The organism is Enterobacter sp. Res13-Sevr-PEC09-46 (assembly GCF_015672585.1).
Lineage (GTDB): Bacteria > Pseudomonadota > Gammaproteobacteria > Enterobacterales > Enterobacteriaceae > Enterobacter > Enterobacter hormaechei_C.
The window spans coordinates 220,933-244,205 of the sequence record NZ_JADABR010000015.1; the positions used below are offsets into that span (position 1 = coordinate 220,933).

Below are 23,273 nucleotides of genomic sequence, written 5' to 3' on the forward strand. Positions count from 1 at the left end.
CTGTTCTTCTTTTAAGGATGCAGTGAAATTCTGCCTGACTGGTTCCGGTGTAACAAATCATACAAGAATGTAAGAATTATCTGAATGACGAATTGGTACATCTGTAGACCTGCTATCAGATCTGGTAGTTAGCCACGCTGCGTGACTATTCTTATTCCCGCTCCCCTTTTGCTTCGTTATCTCTTCCTCATGGCCCGCGGCGAAAGTCCGTAAAAAGTCAAAAATGCCACCTCCCTCACTATATTGAAACAGCGTTTCGACGCCGATCACATTTCCACCATTAAGCGAATGACGCAGAAATAAATCGCAATAATATAAAATAAAACGACGTTTTAGTATCCAAGAACACCGGTTCAGCTCTTTTGAAACCAGAAGCGCTTACAGCACGAAGAAAGATAAAAAAGCGTTAAAAAACAAACGTAGATTTCGCCGTTGCCAGACGTTACACCCTGAATTTCAGCTCTCATGCCGCGCATCGCAGGCCTGGGAAAATGTAACAAAGCAGATTTCGTATTAAACCATTGATTGCCAGGTAGGTATGTATGAATGAAAACAAGCTGCTGGGGCTCGCATGGATATCACCCTACATCATCGGGCTGATACTCTTTACGGCATTCCCCTTCGTCTCATCGTTTTTCCTCAGCTTTACGGATTACGATTTGATGAGTCCGCCGGTGTTTAACGGCATCGAAAACTATCGCTACATGTTTACCGAAGACACGCTCTTCTGGAAATCCATGGGCGTGACCTTTGCCTATGTATTTTTAACCATCCCGTTAAAGCTCGCCTTTGCATTAGGCATTGCCTTTGTCCTGAACTTTAAATTACGCAGCATCGGCTTTTTCCGCACTGCCTACTATATTCCGTCGATCCTCGGCAGCTCCGTCGCCATTGCCGTACTGTGGCGCGCCTTATTTGCCATCGATGGCCTGCTGAACAGCTTTATCGGCGTATTTGGCTTTGATCCGGTGAACTGGCTGGGCGAACCGTCGCTGGCGCTGATGTCCGTTACCCTGCTGCGCGTCTGGCAGTTCGGTTCCGCGATGGTCATCTTCCTGGCCGCGCTGCAAAACGTACCGCAGTCCCAGTATGAAGCGGCAATGATCGATGGCGCATCGAAATGGCAGATGTTCATGAAGGTGACCGTGCCGCTGATTACGCCGGTGATCTTCTTCAACTTCATCATGCAGACCACGCAGGCGTTCCAGGAATTTACCGGGCCGTACGTGATTACCGGCGGCGGGCCAACCTATTCGACCTATCTGTTCTCGCTCTACATCTACGACACCGCGTTTAAGTATTTCGATATGGGCTATGGCGCGGCGCTGGCGTGGGTCCTGTTCCTGGTGGTGGCCGTCTTCGCCGGTATCGCCTTTAAGTCGTCGAAATACTGGGTGTTCTACTCCGCCGATAAAGGAGGCAAAAATGGCTGATATTCAACAACTCTCCACGGCAAGAAGCGTCGCCGAACGCGAAGTGGCCCGCACGCTGCGCAGAGAGAAAATCAACGCCTCCGTTCGCTATGTGATCCTGCTGGTTGTCGGCCTGCTGATGCTTTACCCGCTGGTGTGGATGTTCTCCGCGTCGTTTAAACCGAACCACGAGATCTTCACCACCCTGAGCCTGTGGCCTGCCCACGCCACCTGGGATGGTTTCGTAAACGGCTGGAAAACCGGCACCGAGTACAACTTCGGCCATTACATGCTGAATACCTTTAAGTATGTGATCCCGAAAGTGATCCTGACCATTATCTCCTCCACCATCGTGGCGTACGGCTTTGCCCGCTTCGAGATCCCGTGGAAGAAGTTCTGGTTCGCCACGCTCATCACCACCATGCTGCTGCCCAGCACCGTGCTGCTGATCCCGCAGTACCTGATGTTCCGTGAAATGGGCATGCTCAACAGCTATATGCCGCTGTACCTGCCGCTGGCCTTCGCCACTCAGGGGTTCTTCGTCTTCATGCTGATCCAGTTCCTGCGCGGCGTCCCGCGTGACATGGAAGAGGCGGCGCAGATAGACGGCTGTAACTCCATTCAGGTGCTGTGGTACGTGGTGGTGCCGATCCTGAAACCGGCCATTATCTCCGTCGCCCTGTTCCAGTTCATGTGGTCCATGAACGACTTTATCGGGCCGCTGATTTACGTCTACAGCGTGGATAAATACCCCATCGCACTGGCGCTGAAAATGTCCATCGACGTCACCGAAGGCGCGCCGTGGAACGAAATTCTGGCAATGGCGAGCATCTCCATTCTGCCATCCATCATTGTCTTCTTCCTGGCACAGCGCTACTTCGTACAGGGCGTCACCAGCAGCGGAATTAAAGGTTAAGAGGGAAATACCATGGCTGAAGTTATTTTCAACAAGCTGGAAAAGGTCTACTCCAACGGCTTTAAAGCGGTACACGCTATCGATCTTAAAATTGCTGAAGGGGAATTCATGGTGATTGTCGGGCCGTCCGGCTGCGCCAAATCCACGACCCTGCGCATGCTGGCGGGGCTGGAAACCATCAGCGGCGGCGAGGTGCGCATCGGCGACAAGATCGTGAACAACCTCGCGCCGAAAGAGCGCGGTATTGCAATGGTGTTCCAGAACTACGCCCTCTATCCGCACATGACGGTGCGCGAGAATCTGGCCTTTGGTCTCAAGCTGAGCAAACTGCCGAAAGATCAGATTGAGTCTCAGGTGAATGAAGCCGCCAAAATTCTTGAGCTGGAAGAGCTGCTCGACCGCCTGCCACGCCAGCTTTCCGGCGGCCAGGCGCAGCGCGTGGCGGTAGGCCGTGCGATTGTGAAAAAGCCGGATGTGTTCCTGTTCGATGAGCCGCTTTCAAACCTCGACGCCAAACTGCGCGCTTCGATGCGTATCCGTATTTCTGACCTGCACAAGCAGCTGAAGAAGTCAGGAAAACCGGCGACCACCGTTTACGTGACCCACGACCAGACCGAAGCGATGACCATGGGCGACCGCATCTGCGTGATGAAGCTCGGCCATATCATGCAGGTGGACACGCCGGACAACCTCTACCACAAGCCGAAGAACATGTTCGTGGCGGGCTTTATCGGCGCGCCGGAGATGAATATACGCAAAAGCGTGCTGGTCGAAAAAGCGGGCCAGCTGCACATCGCCATTGGCGATGAAACCATGCCGCTGAACGCGGAGAAGCAGGAGAAAGTCGCGGCTTACGCGGGTCAGGAGATCTTCTACGGCGTGCGCCCGGAATTTGTGTCGCTCTCTGATGAGCCCTTCCCGAATGGCGGCTGTAGCGGGGAGATGGTGCGCGTGGAGAACATGGGCCACGAATTCTTTGTGTACCTGAAGGTCGCGGACTACGAACTGACCGCCCGAATCCCGTCCGATGAAGCTAAGCCAATGATTGATAAAGGGCTTCATCGTAAGGTGTATTTCACGTTTGAGATGAACAAGTGTCATATTTTTGACGCAAAAACTGAACAGAACCTCTCTCTCTGATGGAGTGATAAAAATGAAAAAAGTGCTTTTAAGCGCAGCAATCTCCGCGACCCTGGGCCTTACCGCTTTGCCATCGATGGCGCAGAATGTGGATTTACGGATGTCCTGGTGGGGCGGCAATGGCCGTCACCAGGTCACTCTGAAAGCGCTGGAAGAGTTCCATAAGCAGAACCCGGACATCAACGTAAAAGCGGAATACACCGGCTGGGACGGTCACCTCTCCCGTCTGACCACCCAGATTGCGGGCGGCACCGAGCCGGACGTGATGCAGACCAACTGGAACTGGCTGCCGATCTTCTCCAAAACCGGTGACGGCTTCTACGATCTGAACAAGATGAAGGACGTGATCGACCTGTCGCAGTTCGATCCCAAAGAGCTGCAAACCACCACCGTGGACGGCAAGCTGAACGGCATTCCGATCTCGGTGACGGCGCGCGTGTTCTACTTCAATGACGAAACCTGGAAAAAAGCGGGTATTGCGTACCCGAAAACCTGGGACGAGCTGATGGCGGCCGGTAAAACCTTCGAGAGCAAGCTCGGCAAGCAATACTACCCGGTGATCCTGGAGCACCAGGATACGCTGGCGCTGCTGAATTCGTACATGATCCAGAAGTACAACATTCCTGCGGTGGATGAGAAAACCAAAAAGTTCAGCTACACAAAGGAACAGTGGGTGGAGTTTTTCCAGACCTACAAAAAGCTGATCGACAGCCACGTCATGCCGGACACCAAATACTATGCCTCGTTCGGTAAGAGCAACATGTATGAGATGAAGCCGTGGATCCAGGGTGAATGGGGCGGCACCTACATGTGGAACTCCACCATCAACAAATATTCCGACAACCTGAAGCCACCGGCGAAACTGGAGCTCGGCAGCTACCCAATGCTGCCGGGAGCCACCGACGCGGGTCTGTTCTTCAAACCGGCGCAGATGCTGTCGATTGGTAAGACAACCAAAAACCCGGAAGCGGCAGCGAAGCTGATTAACTTCCTGCTCAACAGCAAAGAAGGGGTCGATACGCTGGGTCTTGAGCGCGGCGTGCCGTTGAGCAAAGTGGCGGTGCAGTATCTGACCGAAGACGGCACCATTAAAGAGGACGATCCATCCGTGGCGGGCCTGCGCCTGGCGCAGTCGCTGCCGGCGAAACTCACCGTCTCGCCATACTTTGACGACCCACAGATTGTGGCGCAGTTCGGTACTTCTTTGCAGTATATCGACTACGGGCAGAAAACCGTGGAAGAGACGGCCGCTGACTTCCAGCATCAGGCGGAGCGTATTTTGAGACGTGCGATGCGGTAAACACAAAGCCGGGTGGCGGCTACGCCTTACCCGGCCTACAGGCTATCGTAGGCCCGGTAAGCGAAGCGCCACCGGGCAATGACATTACACGCCGATATTACGTAGTTTCTCCCCTCTCATCAGCTTGCGTTCAATATGCTCCAGGGTCACGCCTTTGGTTTCCGGAATCAGCCAGAAGGTCACGCCGATAAATGCCACGTTCAGCACCGTATAGAGCCAGAAGGTGCCTGCCGCGCCAATCGCATCCAGCAGCGTCAGGAAGGTCGCGCCAATGATCATGTTCGACACCCAGTTGGTGGTGGTGGAACAGGTGATACCAAAGTCACGGCATTTCAGCGGCTGAATTTCAGAGCACAGGATCCACACCACCGGCGCGGCGCTCATCGCGTAACCGGCGATGCACATCATGGTCATGCCGACGGAGAGCCAGGAGAGGCCGCTTGACGCCGTGCCGTTATCGAACTGCATCAGGCAGTAGCCGAGTATTAAGGTGCCGAGCGCCATCACGCTAAAGCCAATTTTCAGGGCCGGTTTACGTCCGGCCTTATCAACGGTGAACACCGCGATAAAGGTGGCGAACATAAAGGTCAGCCCTACCACCAGCGTGGCGATCATCTGCTGTTCGGTGGTGGTAAAACCGGCCATTTTAAAGATGCGTGGGGCGTAATACATGATGATGTTCATCCCCGTGAACTGCTGCATCGCCTGTAACAGCATGCCGAGGAACACCGCGCGGCGCACGTTGCGGTTTGCCTTAAACAGCGACCAGCCGCCCTGCTTCAGCTTCAGGCTCTCGCGGATTTCGTTCAGCTCTTCACGCGCTTTTTCAGACGTGTCGCGCAGCATTCGCAGCACCTCTTCCGCCTCCACGTGACGCCCTTTTTGCGCCAGCCAGCGCGGGCTGTTCGGCAGGAAAATGACTAACACAATCAGCAGCACCGCAGGCAGCGCCAACACGCCAAGCATTGCCCGCCAGTTGCCGCTGTAGCTGAAGTATGTATCCGACAGAAACGCCAGCACGATCCCGAGCGTCACCATCAGCTGGTACATGCTGATCATCTTCCCGCGCACGTTTTCGCTCGCCATTTCGGAGAGGTAAAGCGGCGCGGTGTAGGACGCGATACCCACCGCCACGCCCAGCAGCACGCGGGAGAGCAGCAGCACCTCAACGTTGATGGCAAACGCCGAGCCAATGGAACCGGCAACAAACAGGATCGCCCCAACCATCAGGCTGTATTTGCGCCCGAGACGGAACGACAGCCAGCCATTAAACAGTGCGCCGATGGCCGCACCCAGCATCATGCTGCTCACCACCCACTCTTGCAGGCGGTTGCTTAACGTAAAGTGGTCGGTAATAAAGGGCAGTGCGCCAGCGATAACGCCGATATCCAGACCAAACAGTAAACCGGCTACGGCGGCCGCAACAGAAACAAACTGGTTCATGCGTCGGGTATCGCGCAGCGCAGCGGGCATAAGGGTAGAGTCATTTACAGATGTCATAGTTTCCTGCCTCAACAGCGAAATTCGTTAAGTGAAATTACGAGATACCGGAAGAAAGTGTCAGGCCGGAACTGGTGAAGATATGGATTATTTCGCTACGACATACCGATCTGTGATGGACATTACAATTTCAAATCAGGGTGGTTTAACCTTATTTTTTATTAATTAGTTAATATTTAAGCAATAAATGTGTGACACCCATCATCCATTCCTTTTCAGTATGGATTTTTCATCTTTAAGGATATGGATAAAGCCAATTTTGGCGCAAAAAAAAACCTCTGCCTGAGGGCAGAGGTTCTTTATTCGGGCTGATTAACGAGCCAGCCAGCCGCCGTCAACGGCAACGGTGTAGCCGTTAATGTAATCCGAAGCCGGGGACGCCAGGAACACAACCGGGCCCATCAGATCGCTCGGCAGACCCCAGCGGCCCGCTGGAATACGCTCCAGGATAGCTGCACTGCGCTCTTCATCCGCACGCAGCTGCTGGGTATTGTTGGTGGCCATGTAGCCCGGCGCAATCGCGTTGACGTTGATGTTGTGCTGCGCCCACTCGTTCGCCAGCAGACGGGTCACGCCCATCACGGCGCTCTTCGATGCGGTGTAAGACGGCACGCGGATGCCGCCCTGGAAAGAGAGCATGGAGGCAATATTGATGATCTTGCCGCCTTTCCCCTGGGCGATGAAGTGCTTCGCAGCCGCCTGGGACATAAAGAACACGCTCTTGATGTTCAGGTTCATCACGTCGTCCCAGTCCGTTTCGCTGAAGTTAATCGCGTCTTCACGACGGATCAGGCCGGCGTTGTTGACCAGAATATCGATATGCCCAAACTCCGCCACCGCGCGATCCAGCAGCTCAGGGATCGCATCGATTTTGCGCAGGTCCGCGGTCAGGCTCAGGAAACGGCGGCCCAGTGCGGTGACGCGCTCGATGGTTTCCGTTGGCTCAACGATGTTAATCCCGACGATATCGCAGCCCGCTTCCGCCAGACCTAACGCCATACCCTGCCCCAGCCCGGTGTCACAACCGGAAACCACAGCCACTTTACCTTGCAGAGAAAATGCATCCAGAATCATGTTTATTCCTTAATCGTTCAGCGCCTGTCAGCAACAGGCAGATATATACTTAACTGCCTGCGACTAGCGCAGATCCTTAACAGCGACGTGGTCCATGTCATCGAAGACCTGGTTTTCACCGACCATACCCCAGATAAAGGTATAGGCTTTCGTTCCCACACCAGAGTGGATAGACCAGCTCGGCGAAATGACCGCCTGCTCGTTGTGCATAACGATATGGCGCGTCTCCTGCGGCTGTCCCATCATGTGGAACACGCAGGCGTCTTCATCCATGTTGAAATAGAAGTAGACCTCCATGCGCCGCTCGTGGGTATGGCACGGCATGGTGTTCCACAGGTTGCCCGGCGCAAGCTCGGTCAGCCCCATGCTGAGCTGGCAGGTTTCCAGCACATCCGGAACAAAGTATTTGTTGATGGTGCGACGGTTGCTGGTGAGGTTATCGCCAAGGGTCACCGGGGCAACGTCCGCTGGCGTGACTTTTTTGGTGGGGTAAGTCGTATGAGCCGGGGCGCAGTTGTAGTAAAACTTCGCCGGTTTGCTGCCATCAATGCTGGCGAACATCACTTCTTTCGCGCCTTTGCCGACGTACAGCGCATCGCGGTGACCAATTTCGTAGCACTGGCCATCGACGGTAATGGTGCCCGGCCCGCCGATGTTAATCACGCCCAGTTCACGGCGTTCGAGGAAGTAGCTCACGCCCAGCTGTTTGCCCACTTCACCGCCCACGGAGACGGTTTTCGCTACCGGCATAATCCCGCCCACAATAATGCGGTCAATATGGCTGTAGACCATGGTGTACTTGTCGGCTTCGAACACTTGCTCAACTAAAAACTCACTGCGCAGCCCCTGAGTATCCAGCGTTTTAGCGTGCGCACTGTGGATGCTTTGTCTGACGTCCACGTAAACCTCCAGAATTGATCGTGCCCGAAGGCAAAGATAAATAACGAAACAACGTTCCGTTTTCGTGATGAACACATATTATCCCCTGACCACGGGGTTTTCAATTGCATTTAAAACAACGTTTCATTTTTTCTGCTTGTTTATGCCAGAAATGGTGTTTCGATCACGATAAATCTTTAAGACCCTCAATCTGGTTAATGAAACTGAGAAAGTGCGCTGTCAGTCACACATAATGAAACAACGTTTTGATAATTTAACACCCAGTTTTCAACCTACATTACGCGTTCAAAGGAGTGCATTATGGCTAAAGGTATGCGGGTCAAGCTGAACTACGAGGTCAGCCGCGATCCGGATACAGGCGTGGAAGTCACCCGCCTGACCCCACCGGAAGTAACCTGTCATCGCAACTACTTTTACCAGAAGTGCTTCTTTAACGATGGCAGCCACCTGCTGTTCGCCGGGGAGTTCGACGGTCACTGGAACTATTACCTGTTGGATCTGAAAAAAGCCGAAGCGGTACAGTTGACCGAAGGCGCGGGCGATAACACCTTTGGCGGGTTTCTCTCTCCGGACGATAAATCCCTCTACTATGTGAAGAACGATCGCACCCTGCTGGAGGTGGATTTACAGACGCTGGCAGAGCGCGAAGTGTACCGCGTTCCGGAAGAGTGGGTCGGCTACGGCACCTGGGTCGCGAACAGCGACTGCACCAAACTGGTGGGTATTGAGATTGCCAGACGCGACTGGACGCCACTCAACGACTGGAAAATTTTCCACGACTTCTTCCACAAAGGGCCGCACTGCCGCCTGCTGCGCGTTGATCTGAAAACGGGTGAAAGCACCACCATTCATGACGAGAAGATCTGGCTGGGACATCCGATTTATCGCCCGTTCGATGACAATACCGTGGCCTTCTGTCATGAAGGGCCGCACGACCTGGTCGACGCCCGCATGTGGCTGGTGAACGAAGATGGCAGCAACGTGCGGAAAGTGAAAACGCACGCGGAAGGTGAAAGCTGTACACATGAATTTTGGGTGCCGGACGGGTCCGCGCTGATCTACGTTTCTTACCTGAAAGGTCAGCAAGGGCGCACCATCTCCCGCTTCAACCCGGACACCGGCGTGAATGAAGCGGTAATGAACATGCCCGCCTGTTCGCATCTGATGAGCAACGTCGACGGCACCCTGCTGGTTGGCGACGGCTCCGGTACGCCTGTCGATGTGAAAGACACCGGCGGCTACACCATTGATAACGATCCTTATCTGTATGCCTTTGACGTGGCGAAGAAAGCCTGTTACCGCATCGCCCGTCATGACACCTCATGGGCTACGGTGGCGAACAGCCGCCAGGTAACCCACCCGCATCCGTCCTTCACGCCGGACGAAAAAGCGGTGCTGTACAGTTCCGATAAAGACGGCAAACCGGCCCTCTATATCGCGAAACTCCCTGAGCAACCTGAAATGTTGCATGTCTGATTTGAGTTAGTGTTTCTGTAACTGGCCTTGCCCTCCGTTTCGGAGGGCTTTTTTTTGGGTGATTGCGCGACATACGAAACGACGGAGTGGAAGGAAGGTGTAGGCCGGGTAAGCGAAGCGCCACCCGGCAGTTTTAGCGAAGAAGATAAATTATCAGAAGGAGTACGCCACGCCTAAACGGAACCGGGTCTGGCGTTCGTCCGTGTCTTTAACCCCCACGTTGCCCACCTCCACATACGGTGCCCAGTTTTTATCCCATTTGTAGGCCAGCTTGGCGTTATATTCGTTGGAATAATCTTTATTGTTATTTCGGGCCACGCCTTCAGAACTTTTCGCGTAAACATAGTTCAGCTCGGTACGCCAGTTACCTAATACCCAACCGACCCACGCATCGCCACGGTTAACTTTATCATCGTCCTTATTTGAGCTTGACGGGTAGCGGGTATATTCGTAACGGTAACGCGCAGCCACGTAGAAGCCATTATCGAAGCTATATTGCACATGCAGATTCGGTTTATAAATGGTGCGACTGTCTGTGCTTTCAATCGTAAACGCAGGGGTCAGGGCGATATTGTCTGTCGCTTTCCAGCGCCAGCTTATCTGATCTTCGTGACCGTTCCCCACTACATCCGCGAATGGCTGATCTGCCTTGTCCCCGCCTGATTTCCACTTCGCCTCGACTGAAAAACCAAAGCCATTATCAAAGCGGTGCGAGACGGCAACACGGTCGGCATTCGAGCCGCTGTCAATATATTCGTGACGCAGATCGACGGTAACGGCGCTAGCCGCAAAAGAGGCACTAATAAGGGAAGCAAGGAGCAGAGATTTCTTAAACATGAAAAAACCCTCAATTAAAATAACGTTTCGTTTTTATGAAACTTGAGTTTATTTTTTATGCACCGTTATTTTAGTGACAAGGATCGAAATTATTTGTTTCATTTTTTTTGGCAAAGATCGACGTGAACCCCATCAACAAAAAAAGGGTATTAACCGTAAATTTCAGGCGTGAGATCACATTAAGCACTTCACAAAGCCAATAATTAACCGCGCAATAATTATTGCGGGCTTCAGAAAGAACGCAGAAGTGTTAAAAAAGGATTCTGCGGACACAAAAAAACCTCCCGTGGGAGGTTTCTGTGCGCAGAGGGAGAAATTACCGTTCGATAGCCAGGGCCACCCCCTGCCCCCCGCCAATACAGAGCGTTGCGATCCCTTTTCGGGCGTTACGCTTTTTCATTTCGTGGACCAGCGACACCAGAATGCGGCAGCCGGAGGCGCCAATGGGATGGCCCAGCGCGATGGCTCCGCCGTTGACGTTGACCCGCAGCGGATCCCATTCCAGCATTTTCCCGACCGAGATCGCCTGTGCAGCAAAAGCTTCGTTGACCTCAATCAGATCCACATCGTTCAGCTCCCAGCCCGCCCGCTCCAGGCAGCGGCGCGTGGCATAGACCGGGGCGATCCCCATTAACGCGGGATCAACGCCCACGCTGGCAAACGCTTTGATCCGCGCCAGCACCGGCAGCGCCAGCTCCTGGGCTTTGCTTTCACTCATCATCATCACCGCCGCCGCACCGTCGTTAATGGATGAGGCGTTGCCTGCCGTTACGGAACCGAGCGTTTCAAAGGCCGGATCGAGTTTTGCCAGCCCTTCTGCGCTGGCATCGGTGCGCGGCTGCTCGTCGGTATCGACGATGAGCGCTTCGCCGTTCTGGCGCTGGGTACTGACCGGGACAATTTCATCGCGAAAACGCCCGGAGTCGATCGCTGCACGCGCTTTTTGCTGTGAGCTGAGGGCATATGCATCCTGAAGCTCGCGGCTGATACCGTATTCCCGCGCCAGGTTTTCCGCCGTTACGCCCATATGGTAGTCGTTGAAGGCGTCCCACAGCCCGTCGTGAACCAGGCTGTCAAGCAGCTGACTGTTCCCGAGCTGCGCGCCGGTCCGGCTGTCGGTCAGGACATGCGGGGCACGGCTCATATTCTCCTGCCCGCCGGCAATGACCACGTCCGCTTCACCGCACTGGATGGCCTGCGTCGCAAGATGGAGCGCTTTCAAGCCTGAACCACAGACGTCGTTGATGGTAATTGCCGAAACGGTATTAGGCAGGCCGCCCTTCAGCGCCGCCTGGCGCGCAGGGTTTTGTCCCGCGCCAGCGGTCAGCACCTGGCCCAGGATCACCTCATCAATTTCATGTGCGGCAACCCCGCTGCGTTCCACCAGCGCTCTTACCACCACGCTGCCGAGATCAACCGCAGAGTGACGCGCAAGCGCTCCCTGAAAACAGCCGATAGCCGTACGTAACGCACCCACTATAACGACATCTTTCATCACGACCTCTGTGCAAAATGACATGAAGATAGTAGAGGATTGTTATCAACAATTGACGCAAATGTTTAAAAATAGTGAGTTTAGTCACAGGATTATCGTGCGTCCTGCAAGTACTGGCGCAGCCAGCTTCCGGCGACGCCGGGCGGGGTTCGTTTGTTCCATACCAGATCGATGGCAATCGACCTCGGCCAGCCCGGCACGTTCAGCTGCACCAGCGATTTCGACGCGGCAAATTCGTCGACCAGCGCGCAGGGTAACGCGCACCAGCCAAAGCCCTGTACCGCCATGCTCAGCAGTAACAGATAATTCGGCGCAGACCAGACCGGCCCGCGCGAAAGGGGCGCTTCCCGTTCAAGATAGGTGCTCAACCGCAGCTCGCGCCAGCCATGCAGCTCGTCCGCCTGCGTCTCATGTTGCCCTGCCAGAGGATGTCCGGCAGAAACGTAGATGGCCATCCGCGTCTGCATAGGCAGACGGGTCGCGCCAATATCGGTCGGGTAGCTGTCGCGCGCTTCCGTCAGGCCAATTTGCGCCCGCTCCTTTTGCAGCAGATCGATCACGTCCTCCTCTTCTCCAATCAGGCACTCAAATTCCGTGTGCGGAAAACGCTGGTCGAACTGGCTCATCATCTCTTCCAGCACGGCCGGGTTAAGCGTATCGGAGAGAACAAAGGTAAAACGCGCCTCCGTTTGCGCGGTTAACGATACGGCCAGCTCATCCAGGCGCGCGCTGGCGGCGAGTATCGACTGAACATAGCCCAGCACCTGTTCACCCTGGGCGGTTAACACCGGGTGACGCGCCGAGCGATCGAACAGATCAAAGCCAAGGTCAGCTTCAAGGTTGGCGATGGAGGTGCTGATGGTGGACTGGCTTTTACGCAGCCGTCTTGCCGCAGCAGAAAACGAACCCGCGGCGACAGTTTCAACAAACGCGGTCAGTGCTTCGGGAGAATAACGCATGATGTATCTACTTTATCGATGGATACTATCTTTTATATATCACCTTAAGCGATAAGAATAGGCCGCATCAACGCCCATACTGGCGTCAATATGAGGTAAATATGCAACATCAGGATGCACTCCAACGTAAATTGCCGGAGCGGATCTTCCATGCCGTCTGTTTTGAAGGCATTGCCACGGCGATCCTCGCCCCGACGGCCGCGTGGCTAATGCAGCGCTCGGTGGTTGAAATGGGGGGTCTCACCATTATTCTGGCGACCACGGCAATGCTCTGGAACATTATCTATAACTTTGGCTTCGACCGTTTCTGGCCCGTCCAGCGGGTGAAGCGCACGGCGAAAGTGCGCGCCCTGCATGCGCTGGGTTTTGAATGCGGCTTTATTGTGATTGGCGTAACCATCGTTGCCGCCGTGCTGGGCGTGACGCTGCTCCAGGCCTTTACGCTGGAAATTGGTTTCTTCCTGTTCTTCCTACCGTACACCATGCTCTACAACTGGGCGTACGACACCCTGCGGGAGAAAATCATCAAGCGTCGCCAGCAACGACGCGCCCTGGCAAGCGAATAACCTTCCGGCCGGAGACCTGCTCCGGCCCACCCCCTGCGAAGCAACGGCGACCTCGACGCATAATTATGGTAAATTGCACTCCTTTTTGTTCGTTTTATAGTTGATACGTTGCTCTAATGTCGAAAATTTGGTCAAAAGAAGAGACTCTCTGGAGTTTCGCCCTCTACGGCACTGCCGTGGGCGCAGGAACCCTGTTCTTGCCCATTCAGCTCGGCTCTGCTGGCGCGATTGTCCTGCTGATCACCGCCCTTGTGGCGTATCCCTTAACCTACTGGCCGCATAAAGCGCTGGCGCAATTTATTCTGTCGTCGAAGACGAAAGGCAACGAAGGGATCACCGGTGCCGTTTCGCATTACTACGGCAAAAAGATCGGCAATCTGATCACCACACTCTATTTTGTGGCCTTCTTTGTGGTAGTTCTGATTTACGCGGTGGCGATAACCAACTCACTCACTGAACAGCTGGCGAAACGGATGACGGTGGATACCGGCATGCGGATGCTGGTGAGCTTTGGCGTAGTGCTGATTTTGAATCTGATCTTCCTGATGGGGCGGCACATCACCATTAAGGTGATGGGTTTCCTTGTCTTTCCGCTGATCGCCTATTTCCTGTTTGTCTCGCTGTATCTGACGGGCAGCTGGCAGCCGTCGCTGCTGACCAGCCAGATGGCCTTCGACCAGCATACGCTGCACCAGGTGTGGATTTCGATCCCGGTGATGGTTTTCGCTTTTAGCCATACTCCGATCATCTCGACCTTCGCCGTAGACCGTCGCGAGAAATACGGTGAAGAGGCGATGGGTAAATGCAAAAAAATCATGAAAGTGGCGTACCTGATCATCTGCCTCAGCGTGCTGTTCTTTGTGTTCAGCTGCCTGCTTTCGATTCCACCGTCGTATATCGTGGCGGCAAAAGAGGAAGGGGTGACGATCCTGTCCGCGCTGTCGATGATGCCATCGTCCCCGGCATGGCTGGGCATTTCCGGCATTATCGTGGCGATTATTGCGATGTCGAAATCGTTCCTCGGCACCTATTTTGGCGTGATTGAAGGGGCAACGGAAATTGTGAAATCGTCGCTGAATCAGGTGAGTGTGAAGAAAAGCCGCGCCTTTAACCGCGCGATTTCGATTCTCGGCGTGTCGCTGATTACCTTTGCGGTCTGCTGCATCAACCCGAATGCGATCTCAATGATTTATGCCATCAGCGGTCCGCTTATCGCCATGATCCTGTTCATCATGCCGACGCTGTCGACGTACCTGATCCCGTCATTAAAACCGTACCGCTCCATCGGTAACCTGCTGACGCTGATTGTGGGTGTGCTGTGTGTGTCGGTGATGTTTGTGGGTTGAGTATGCTGCCCGGCGCAATGCCGGGCATCTGTACTACGCCCGAATATCGTCATACTCCCGCGTATTATCAAACTCATGCTTCGCAAATGGACACAGCGGGATAATTTTACGATTCTCACCGCGCATCTTCTCTACCACCTTCGCCACCAGCTGTTTACCCACACCCTGCCCTTTCAGGCTCGGATCCACATCGGTGTGCTCAATGATGCTCAGATGCTCGCCGGTCGGGACAAAGACGATCTCCGCTACCTGATTGCCTTCGGCGTTGTTGACGTAAAACTTGTTATGGCCTTCAAGAATTTCCATGGTTCCTCGCTTATTTTTGGCGGTACTTCAGCGCACCGCTCGGGCAGGTATCAATTACGCGCATAACCGTTTCTGCATCTACTTCATCCGGCGCGATCCATGGTTTACGCTTCAGATCGAACAGCTTCGCGCTGCCGCGCACGCAGTTGCCCGAGTGTTTGCAGATCCCGGTGTTGAAGTAGACATCGATTTTCTCACCGGTATAGGCCCGGTACCCCGCATCCAGTAGCTCCTGATCCATGACATTGCCTCTGTAATTATTGTGGTGACAAAAGAAGCATACCCTCACCCGATCCGCCTGACCACGTCAAAAACAAGGTTTAGCCACACTCTTTTCAGCGCATGACTTCTTCACGTTCATAGGATTATTCCGAATACAAGAACACCCGTTGCGAAGATATATTTTTGCGCTGTGTCAATTCTTGTAATAATTCACGCCACGTTCACATTAGGATTATTAGCTAAGCGCAATCTTAACCTCCGGATTTATTTTCATCTAACTGATGGATTTCCCATCCGTTTTTAAAACTCGTAACGAAGCGGTATTTCTTCACTCCCTGCAAAATTACCGCAAAACAACCCAGACAAGAAATTTGACTCTTCTCACATAACGACTAATGTTAATTTCTGAACGACAACTGATACGAATTACTTATCGTATCTCCTGACATAAACGCAACATGAGGGTTGATATATGGCAGAGCAACATCGTGGTGGTTCCGGTAATTTCGCTGAAGACCGTGAAAAGGCATCAGAAGCTGGACGTAAAGGCGGCCAGCACAGCGGCGGTAATTTCAAAAACGATCCGCAACGCGCATCTGAAGCGGGTAAGAAAGGGGGACAGAGTAGTCACGGCGGAGGCCGTAAATCTGATAACTCCTGATCTTATTTAAAGCTCTTATAAATATACCGAGAGCATGCTGCGGGCCCGTCGGCTCGCAGTACCTTCCCTTTATTTCACTGGAGCGAAAATATGAATATGAAAACTGTTGAAGATGTATTTATTCACCTGTTATCCGACACCTACAGCGCTGAGAAGCAGCTGACCCGCGCGCTAAGCAAATTAGCTCGCGCCGCATCCAGCGAGAAGCTGAGTGCCGCGTTCACGGCTCACCTCGAAGAGACGCAGGGACAGATCGAACGTATCGATCAGATTATTGAGCAGGAATCCGGTCTCAAACTGAAGCGCATGAAATGCGTTGCGATGGAAGGCTTAATTGAAGAAGCCAACGAAGTTATTGAGAGCACTGAGAAAAATGAAGTACGTGACGCTGCATTAATTGCTGCCGCACAGAAAGTTGAACACTACGAAATTGCCAGCTACGGCACCCTGGCCACCCTGGCTGAACAATTAGGCTATAAAAAAGCCGTTAAACTTCTTGCCGAAACGCTGGAAGAAGAAAAAGAAACCGATCTCAAATTAACCGATCTGGCTGTCGGTAATATTAATCAAAAAGCCCAGAAAGGATAAATAATAATTTGATGAGCATCAGCACCAAAAATTAACCAAAAAATAAATCACAGGAGTTAATTATGAATCATGTAGAACACTACCATGATTGGCTACGCGATGCCCATGCGATGGAAAAGCAAGCCGAATCCATGCTGGAATCAATGGCCAGCCGTATTGATAATTATCCCGACTTACGTGCACGAATTGAACAACACGTTAATGAAACTAAACACCAAATTACCGTGCTGGAAGAAATTCTCGACCGCAATGATATTTCCCGTTCGGTCATAAAAGATTCCATGAGCAAAATGGCGGCGCTCGGCCAGTCCATTGGCGGCATGTTCCCTTCCGACGAAATTGTTAAAGGCTCCATCAGCGGCTACGTTTTTGAGCAGTTTGAAATTGCCTGCTACACCTCTCTGCTGGCTGCGGCCAAACAAGCAGGCGATACCGCCTCCATTCCAGCCCTTGAATCCATTCTGGAAGAAGAGCGCCAGATGGCAGACTGGCTGCTCCAGCATATTCCACAGACGACGGAACAGTTCCTGCTGCGCTCCGACGCGGACGGCGTTGAAGCGAAAAAATAACGAAAGAGGGAGAATGTATGTTTCGACACGTAAAACAGCTGCAATACACGGTACGCGTAGCCGAACCGAATCCGGGCCTGGCCAATCTTCTGCTTGAGCAGTTTGGCGGGCCACAGGGCGAACTTGCCGCGGCATGTCGTTACTTTACGCAAGGATTAAGCGACGACGATCCCGGTCGTAAAGATATGCTGATGGATATCGCGACCGAGGAGTTAAGTCACCTGGAAATTATCGGCACCCTGGTGGGTATGCTCAATAAGGGTGCGAAAGGCGAACTGGCGGAAGGCGTTGAAAATGAAGCGGAACTGTACCGCTCCATGACCGAGAACGGCAACGACAGTCATATCACCTCCCTGCTCTACGGCGGCGGTACTCCGCTTACTAACTCCGCAGGCGTACCGTGGACGGCAGCGTACGTGGATACCATTGGCGAACCGACCGCGGATCTGCGCTCTAACATAGCGGCCGAGGCGCGCGCCAAAATTATCTACGAACGGCTTATTAACGTAACGGACGATCCGGGTGTTAAAGATGCGCTGGCGTTTTTAATGACGCGTGAGGCAGCACACCAGCTCTCGTTTGAGAAGGCGCTCCAGTCGATCCGTAACAATTTCCCACCGGGTAAATTGCCGCCAATCGAAGAGTACACCAACAAGTACTACAATATGTCTGAGGGGGGAGAAGTTCGCGGCAGCTGGAACAGCGATAAGCACTTCGACTACGTGGAATCTCCTCAGCCAGCGGTCGATGGCGGTGACGGCGGCGCAAGCGTAACGCTCACTACAGAGCAGGAAACGCTGGTCAAAGCGATGTGCGCACGCACGAAATCCGACCCCAATGCCGATCCGCTTACCGGTGCCGAGCTTGGTGCAGGTAAGAAAAAACCGTAACCGGTTTTGCCAGGCAGCCTGAGGCTGTCTGGCAATGCCTTGTGCGCTATCAGTTCCAGAGGTACGGAGCATGTTCGAGCTTGATGCGTTTCATCTGGCCAGGATACAGTTCGCCTTTACCGTCTCTTTTCATATTCTCTTCCCGGCGATCACCATCGGGCTTGCGAGCTATCTGGTGGTTCTCGAAGGCATGTGGCTTCGCACCAAAAATGATGTCTGGCGCTCGCTATACCATTTCTGGCTGAAAATTTTCGCCGTCAACTTTGGTATGGGCGTGGTTTCCGGGCTGGTCATGGCTTACCAGTTTGGGACTAACTGGAGCGGCTTTTCCCAGTTCGCAGGCAGCATAACCGGCCCTCTGCTCACCTATGAAGTACTAACCGCCTTCTTCCTGGAAGCTGGTTTCTTAGGCGTGATGCTGTTCGGCTGGAACAAGGTCGGCCCCGGCCTGCACTTCTTTGCCACCTGCATGGTGGCGCTGGGCACGCTGATGTCCACTTTCTGGATCCTCGCCTCTAACAGCTGGATGCACACCCCGCAGGGCTTCAGTATTCAGAACGGTCAGGTCATTCCCGAAGACTGGCTGGCCATTATCTTTAACCCTTCATTCCCTTACCGCCTGATCCATATGTCCATCGCCGCCTTCCTGTGCAGCGCCTTGTTTGTGGGCGCATCCGGGGCATGGCATCTGCTGCGCGGTAACGATACGCCCGCTATTCGCACAATGTTCTCCATGGCCATGTGGATGGCGCTGCTGGTCGCGCCCATTCAGGCCGTGGTTGGGGATATGCACGGCCTGAATACGCTTGAGCACCAGCCTGCCAAAATCGCCGCGATTGAAGGCCACTGGGAAAACCCGCCCGGCGAGGCCACCCCGCTGCTGCTGTTTGGCGTACCGGATATGGAAGAGGAACGCACCAAATACGGGCTTGAAATTCCCGCGCTCGGCAGCCTGATCCTGACGCACAGCCTGGATAAACAGGTCCCGGCGCTGAAGGATTTCCCGAAAGAGGACCGCCCTAACTCGCTCATCGTCTTCTGGTCCTTCCGCATTATGGTCGGCATGGGGCTGCTGATGATTACCCTTGGCGTGCTGAGCGTCTGGCTGCGCTATCGCCGTCGACTCTATCACTCGCGGCCATTCCACTGGTTTGCCCTCTGTATGGGGCCTGCCGGACTGCTCGCGCTGCTCGCCGGGTGGGTCACCACCGAAGTGGGCCGCCAGCCGTGGGTCGTTTACGGCTATCTGCGCACGATAGATGCGGTGTCTCTGCACAGCACGTTGCAGATGAGCATCAGCCTGCTGGCCTTTATCGTGGTCTACTGTTCGGTGTTTGGCGTGGGTTATGTGTATCTCGCCCGGTTGATTAAGAAAGGTCCGCAGCCTGTGGGCACGCTAACGTCTAATACGTCGGGCACTCCTGCCCGTCCGCTGTCCGCCGCCGAGTCCGTTCCGGAAGAGGAGAAGATCTGATGGGCGTCGATATCCCGGTCATCTGGTTTGCCATTATTGTCTTCGCCACGCTGATGTACATCATCATGGACGGTTTCGATCTCGGTATCGGCATGCTGTTCAGCTTTGTGGGCGATGCCAAAGAGCGCGACGTGATGGTGAACAGCGTCGCCCCGGTCTGGGACGGAAATGAAACCTGGCTGGTTCTCGGCGGTGCAGGGTTGTTCGGCGCGTTTCCGCTGGCCTACGCAGTGATTATCGATGCCCTGACCATCCCGCTGACGGCCATGCTGATCGGGCTTATTTTCCGCGGGGTGGCGTTTGAGTTTCGCTTTAAGGCGACCCCTTCACACCGCAAATTCTGGGACTACTCCTTTGCCGGCGGTTCCCTGCTGGCAACCTTCAGCCAGGGGATCGTGGTTGGCGCGATGATCAACGGCTTTGACGTGGAAGGGCGTCGCTTTGTGGGCTCCTCGCTGGACTGGTTCACCCCGTTTAATCTGTTCTGCGGGCTGGGCTTAATTGTCGCTTATACCCTGCTGGCTACCACGTGGCTGATCATGAAAAGCGAAGGCGCGCTGCAAAACCGGATGCGCGAGCTGACCCGCCACGTGCTGCTGGCGCTGATCGCCGTTATTGCGGTGGTAAGTATCTGGACCCCGCTCGGCTGGCAGTTTGTCGCCGAGCGCTGGTTTACTCTGCCTAACTTCTTCTGGTTCCTGCCAGTTCCGGTTCTGGTGGCGGTATTCAGCCTGTGGATCTGGCGGCTGACGCGCAATCCCGACAGCCATGCCCGTCCGTTCCTGTTAACGCTGGGCCTTATCTTCCTCGGCTTTAGCGGCCTGGGCATCAGCCTGTGGCCACACATTATTCCGCCGCACATCACCCTGTGGGAAGCCGCCGCGCCGCCTGCCAGCCAGCTGTTTATGCTGATTGGTACGCTGTTAATCATCCCGGTGATCCTGGTTTATACCGCCTGGAGCTACTACGTCTTCCGGGGCAAAGTGTCTGATACCGAAGGTTATCATTAAGGATTGCTATGGCAGGCTGGCATACACGCGCCATTATTTACCAGATTGATACCGCCCTGTTTTACGATCTTAACGGCGATGGCTGTGGCGACATCGCCGGAATCACCGCGAAGCTGCGCTACATCCGCCGGATGGGCGCGACGGTTATCTGGATCACCCCGTTTTACCTCACGCCTTTTCTCGATGAAGGCTATGACGTGAGCGACCATTTGCAGGTCGATCCCCGCTTCGGCAAGCTCAACGATATCATCGCCTTTATTGAACAGGCGCGGGAGCTGGGGATGCAGGTCATTATTGAGCTGCTGATCCAGCATACCTCGGATGCGCATCCCTGGTTTCAACAGGCCCGCCGCAACCCCCAGTCACCCTACCGTGACTATTATCTCTGGTCCGACACGGACGACGACGATACGCCACCGATGTTCCCCGGCGTGGAGAAGAGCATCTGGACATGGGACGACGAGGCGGGGCAATACTACCGGCATATGTTTTATCACCACGAGCCGGATCTCAATCTCGCCTCCCCTGCGGTGCTAAAGGAGATTGAGAACATCATCATCTTCTGGCTAAAGCTCGGGGTGTCGGGCTTTCGCCTGGATGCGGCATCGCACCTGACAAAACAGGCCGGACGTGGGGATGAAAAACGCGGCCTGTGGATCCTGGAGCATCTGCGCCGTCTTATCGGGCAGCGTAACCCGGACGCGATCCTGCTCGGCGAAGTCGACGTGGAGGTCGAGGCCTACAAAGATTATTTTGGTCAGAACGACCGGCTCAACCTGGTGCTGAATTTCTGGCTCAATAAGTACTTTTACGTCAGCCTGGCAGAGAAGAGCGCACGACCGCTGCGCAACGCGGTGAAGAAGATGATTGTGCCGCCGGACTCCTGCTGCTTCGCCAACTGGCTGCGCAATCATGATGAGCTGGATCTGGAAGGGATAGGAAAAAAAGCGAAGCAGACCGTCATCGATACCTTTGCCCCTGATGAAGAGATGAGTGTGTATCAGCGAGGTATCCGCCGCCGTCTGGCGCCGATGCTTAATGGCGATCGAAAGCGGCTGGCCTTTTGCCATGCGGTCTTGTTTTCGCTACCGGGCGTACCGGTCATGCGCTACGGGGATGAGATTGGTATGGGGGATGATTTGGATCTTGAGGAGCGTTACGCCGTACGCACCCCGATGCAGTGGGCCGGATCGCAAGGCGGCGGTTTCTCAGATGCCGACCCGGAAACTTTTGTCGCCCCGATGATTGACCACGGCCCGTACCGCTATCAAAAAATCAACGTGGCGGATTCGCTGTTGCACCGCAACTCACTCCTGCACTGCATTATCGATATCGCCAATACGCGCTCGGAGTTCCCTGAGATCGGCGTCGCGCCGTTTCGTCTTATTAATATCGACAGCGATGCGGTACTGGGGATCTATTACGAAACCGACACGCGCAGCATTCTGACCTTCGTAAACTTCAGCGATAAGCCCGTTAATTTTACCGCCAGAGGGATCCGGCATGCGACCTGGACCGCGTGCCTTGCGGACAAACGCTACAACGACGCGCTGGTGTGCGGCAAAACCGTCGCGCTTAACCTCAGCGGCTATGGCTACCGCTGGTTCTGGACCGATCGTACCGCACTGCGCTGATTATCGTCTCCGCGAGAGCAGCAGACGGGCCACGATCGCGCCCGTGACGGCAAGGGAGCCGAGCAGCACTTTCCCCGGCATGCCGGAGGTGACGCTGATAGCGCGCTCTTTTGCTTCGTCGGTGAAGTGCCCGTGGATTTTATGCAGGTCGTTAACCGGCTGATCCAGATAGTCCTGACGGTCATCCGCATTTAACGTATCGGTCATCTGCCCTTCCCAGGCCTTTTTAACCATCAGCCGATCCAGAAAGCCGGGGAAAAGAAATTGCCCGACAATCGACTGGACGGTGCTGCTGCCCACCCACAGTTCCCGCACCGGTTTCTGCGCCACCTTAAAAATAGCGCTGGCAGCTACTTCCGGCTGAAAAACGGGAGGAACCGGGCGCATCGCCCAGGCAAATTTATTCCTCGCCCACTCGAACTGCGGCGTATTGAGGCCAGGCATCTGTACCATTGCGATCTGCACCCGGCTGTTTTCATGCATCAGTTCGGTGCGCACGGCATCGGTAAATCCGCGGATCGCGGCTTTCGCCCCGCAGTAGGCTGACTGCAAGGGAATGGAACGGTAGGCCAGCGCGGAGCCAACCTGAATAATCGTTCCGCGATCGCGTGGGGTCATTAACTCCAGCGCGGCGCGGGTGCCGTTAACATAGCCCAGATAGGTCACCTCGGTGACGCGGCGAAACTCCTCCGGGGACATGGTGCGAAACGGCGCCAGCATCCCGCCCATAGCGTTATTCACCCACACATCGATGGCCCCAAGCCGGTATTCAATCTCGTTAGCAGCATCGGTCACCGCCTTGCTGTCGGCCACGTCGGCCTGAACGGCACGGGCGTTGATCCCAAAACGGCGCAACTCCTCTTCTGTGGAGCGCAGGCTCTGCTCGTCGCGGGCAATGATGCCCACATCGTAGCCCGCTTTGGCAAAGTGCAGCGCCGTGGCTTTCCCCACGCCCGCCGTACCGCCGGTAATAACGATCACAGCCATAGCCTTTCCCC

23 protein-coding genes are annotated in these 23,273 nt (G+C 54.5%); 14 read left to right on the forward strand and 9 right to left on the reverse strand.

Annotated features, from left to right (window positions below; all coding sequences use genetic code 11):
- Nucleotides 1-542 precede the first annotated feature (542 nt).
- From IMQ56_RS09045 to IMQ56_RS09060, 4 genes are read left to right on the forward strand one after another with little or no spacing between them, the layout of a single operon-like run.
- Nucleotides 543-1,433, forward strand: coding sequence for a sugar ABC transporter permease (locus IMQ56_RS09045; protein WP_196063870.1), 891 nt, complete (start codon nucleotides 543-545; stop codon nucleotides 1,431-1,433).
- Nucleotides 1,426-2,328, forward strand: a complete 903-nt coding sequence (locus IMQ56_RS09050; protein ID WP_003862827.1) for a carbohydrate ABC transporter permease — start codon at nucleotides 1,426-1,428, stop codon at nucleotides 2,326-2,328. The genes IMQ56_RS09045 and IMQ56_RS09050 overlap by 8 nt, the downstream gene beginning before the upstream one ends.
- A 12-nt stretch (nucleotides 2,329-2,340) precedes the next feature.
- Nucleotides 2,341-3,468 (forward strand): ABC transporter ATP-binding protein, encoded by a 1,128-nt coding sequence (locus IMQ56_RS09055; RefSeq protein ID WP_023295369.1) that lies wholly within the window; start codon nucleotides 2,341-2,343, stop codon nucleotides 3,466-3,468.
- A gap of 13 nt (nucleotides 3,469-3,481) precedes the next feature.
- Entirely contained in the window at nucleotides 3,482-4,768 is a 1,287-nt protein-coding gene (locus IMQ56_RS09060) for an ABC transporter substrate-binding protein (protein ID WP_058700900.1), read from the forward strand.
- Between the two features lie 84 nt (nucleotides 4,769-4,852).
- Here IMQ56_RS09060 and IMQ56_RS09065 read toward each other — a convergent pair whose 3' ends face one another.
- From IMQ56_RS09065 to kduI, 3 genes are all read right to left on the reverse strand, one after another.
- Nucleotides 4,853-6,268 (reverse strand): sugar porter family MFS transporter, encoded by a 1,416-nt coding sequence (locus tag IMQ56_RS09065; protein WP_023295370.1) that lies wholly within the window; start codon nucleotides 6,266-6,268, stop codon nucleotides 4,853-4,855.
- Nucleotides 6,269-6,580: 312 nt separating this feature from the next.
- Nucleotides 6,581-7,342: a 2-dehydro-3-deoxy-D-gluconate 5-dehydrogenase KduD gene (kduD, locus tag IMQ56_RS09070; protein ID WP_003862835.1), complete on the reverse strand. Its 762-nt coding sequence runs from the start codon at nucleotides 7,340-7,342 to the stop codon at nucleotides 6,581-6,583.
- A 63-nt stretch (nucleotides 7,343-7,405) separates the two neighbouring features.
- A complete protein-coding gene (gene kduI / locus IMQ56_RS09075; protein WP_032649391.1) occupies nucleotides 7,406-8,242 on the reverse strand; it encodes a 5-dehydro-4-deoxy-D-glucuronate isomerase in 837 nt (278 codons plus the stop codon).
- A 300-nt stretch (nucleotides 8,243-8,542) separates the two neighbouring features.
- Here kduI and IMQ56_RS09080 point away from each other — a divergent pair, with 300 nt between their 5' ends.
- A complete protein-coding gene (locus IMQ56_RS09080; protein ID WP_032649393.1) occupies nucleotides 8,543-9,718 on the forward strand; it encodes an oligogalacturonate lyase family protein in 1,176 nt (391 codons plus the stop codon).
- A gap of 153 nt (nucleotides 9,719-9,871) precedes the next feature.
- Here IMQ56_RS09080 and IMQ56_RS09085 read toward each other — a convergent pair whose 3' ends face one another.
- The 3 genes from IMQ56_RS09085 to IMQ56_RS09095 form a co-directional block, all read right to left on the reverse strand.
- Nucleotides 9,872-10,555 carry an oligogalacturonate-specific porin KdgM family protein gene (locus tag IMQ56_RS09085; protein ID WP_196063871.1) on the reverse strand — a complete coding sequence of 228 codons (684 nt, stop codon included), beginning with the start codon at nucleotides 10,553-10,555 and terminating at the stop codon, nucleotides 9,872-9,874.
- Nucleotides 10,556-10,871: 316 nt separating this feature from the next.
- Nucleotides 10,872-12,050 (reverse strand): acetyl-CoA C-acetyltransferase, encoded by a 1,179-nt coding sequence (locus tag IMQ56_RS09090; protein ID WP_017692722.1) that lies wholly within the window; start codon nucleotides 12,048-12,050, stop codon nucleotides 10,872-10,874.
- Nucleotides 12,051-12,142: 92 nt separating this feature from the next.
- Complete coding sequence (locus IMQ56_RS09095) at nucleotides 12,143-13,009, reverse strand: LysR family transcriptional regulator (RefSeq protein WP_196063872.1); 867 nt, start codon at nucleotides 13,007-13,009, stop codon at nucleotides 12,143-12,145.
- A gap of 101 nt (nucleotides 13,010-13,110) precedes the next feature.
- Between IMQ56_RS09095 and IMQ56_RS09100 the strand changes: the two genes are divergently transcribed.
- Nucleotides 13,111-13,575 carry a multidrug/biocide efflux PACE transporter gene (locus IMQ56_RS09100; RefSeq protein ID WP_022651793.1) on the forward strand — a complete coding sequence of 155 codons (465 nt, stop codon included), beginning with the start codon at nucleotides 13,111-13,113 and terminating at the stop codon, nucleotides 13,573-13,575.
- Between the two features lie 116 nt (nucleotides 13,576-13,691).
- Complete coding sequence (locus IMQ56_RS09105) at nucleotides 13,692-14,921, forward strand: amino acid permease (protein ID WP_196063873.1); 1,230 nt, start codon at nucleotides 13,692-13,694, stop codon at nucleotides 14,919-14,921.
- 33 nt (nucleotides 14,922-14,954) lie between these two features.
- Here the strand turns inward: IMQ56_RS09105 and IMQ56_RS09110 are convergent, their stop codons facing one another.
- Both IMQ56_RS09110 and yjdI read right to left on the reverse strand, forming a co-directional pair.
- Entirely contained in the window at nucleotides 14,955-15,227 is a 273-nt protein-coding gene (locus IMQ56_RS09110; protein WP_032654874.1) for a GNAT family N-acetyltransferase, read from the reverse strand.
- Nucleotides 15,228-15,237: 10 nt separating this feature from the next.
- On the reverse strand, nucleotides 15,238-15,468 hold the full coding sequence (gene yjdI / locus IMQ56_RS09115; protein WP_015571774.1) for a 4Fe-4S mono-cluster protein YjdI: 231 nt from the start codon (nucleotides 15,466-15,468) through the stop codon (nucleotides 15,238-15,240).
- 453 nt (nucleotides 15,469-15,921) lie between these two features.
- Between yjdI and IMQ56_RS09120 the strand changes: the two genes are divergently transcribed.
- The 7 genes from IMQ56_RS09120 to IMQ56_RS09150 all read left to right on the forward strand — a co-directional run bounded on the left by IMQ56_RS09120 (nucleotide 15,922) and on the right by IMQ56_RS09150 (nucleotide 22,275).
- A complete protein-coding gene (locus IMQ56_RS09120; protein WP_015571775.1) occupies nucleotides 15,922-16,110 on the forward strand; it encodes a general stress protein in 189 nt (62 codons plus the stop codon).
- A 90-nt stretch (nucleotides 16,111-16,200) separates the two neighbouring features.
- On the forward strand, nucleotides 16,201-16,698 hold the full coding sequence (locus tag IMQ56_RS09125) for a ferritin-like domain-containing protein (RefSeq protein WP_003862851.1): 498 nt from the start codon (nucleotides 16,201-16,203) through the stop codon (nucleotides 16,696-16,698).
- A gap of 62 nt (nucleotides 16,699-16,760) precedes the next feature.
- Nucleotides 16,761-17,267 (forward strand): ferritin-like domain-containing protein, encoded by a 507-nt coding sequence (locus tag IMQ56_RS09130; protein WP_017382870.1) that lies wholly within the window; start codon nucleotides 16,761-16,763, stop codon nucleotides 17,265-17,267.
- 17 nt (nucleotides 17,268-17,284) lie between these two features.
- A complete protein-coding gene (locus IMQ56_RS09135) occupies nucleotides 17,285-18,157 on the forward strand; it encodes a manganese catalase family protein (protein WP_015571777.1) in 873 nt (290 codons plus the stop codon).
- Nucleotides 18,158-18,227: 70 nt separating this feature from the next.
- A complete protein-coding gene (locus IMQ56_RS09140) occupies nucleotides 18,228-19,631 on the forward strand; it encodes a cytochrome ubiquinol oxidase subunit I (RefSeq protein ID WP_017382872.1) in 1,404 nt (467 codons plus the stop codon).
- Nucleotides 19,631-20,641 carry a cytochrome d ubiquinol oxidase subunit II gene (gene cydB, locus IMQ56_RS09145; RefSeq protein WP_015571779.1) on the forward strand — a complete coding sequence of 337 codons (1,011 nt, stop codon included), beginning with the start codon at nucleotides 19,631-19,633 and terminating at the stop codon, nucleotides 20,639-20,641. The genes IMQ56_RS09140 and cydB overlap by 1 nt, the downstream gene beginning before the upstream one ends.
- An 8-nt stretch (nucleotides 20,642-20,649) precedes the next feature.
- A complete protein-coding gene (locus tag IMQ56_RS09150; RefSeq protein ID WP_048229863.1) occupies nucleotides 20,650-22,275 on the forward strand; it encodes an alpha-amylase family protein in 1,626 nt (541 codons plus the stop codon).
- Here the strand turns inward: IMQ56_RS09150 and IMQ56_RS09155 are convergent, their stop codons facing one another.
- Nucleotides 22,276-23,262: an SDR family oxidoreductase gene (locus tag IMQ56_RS09155; protein WP_015571781.1), complete on the reverse strand. Its 987-nt coding sequence runs from the start codon at nucleotides 23,260-23,262 to the stop codon at nucleotides 22,276-22,278. It abuts the gene before it with no gap.
- Nucleotides 23,263-23,273: the final 11 nt, after the last annotated feature.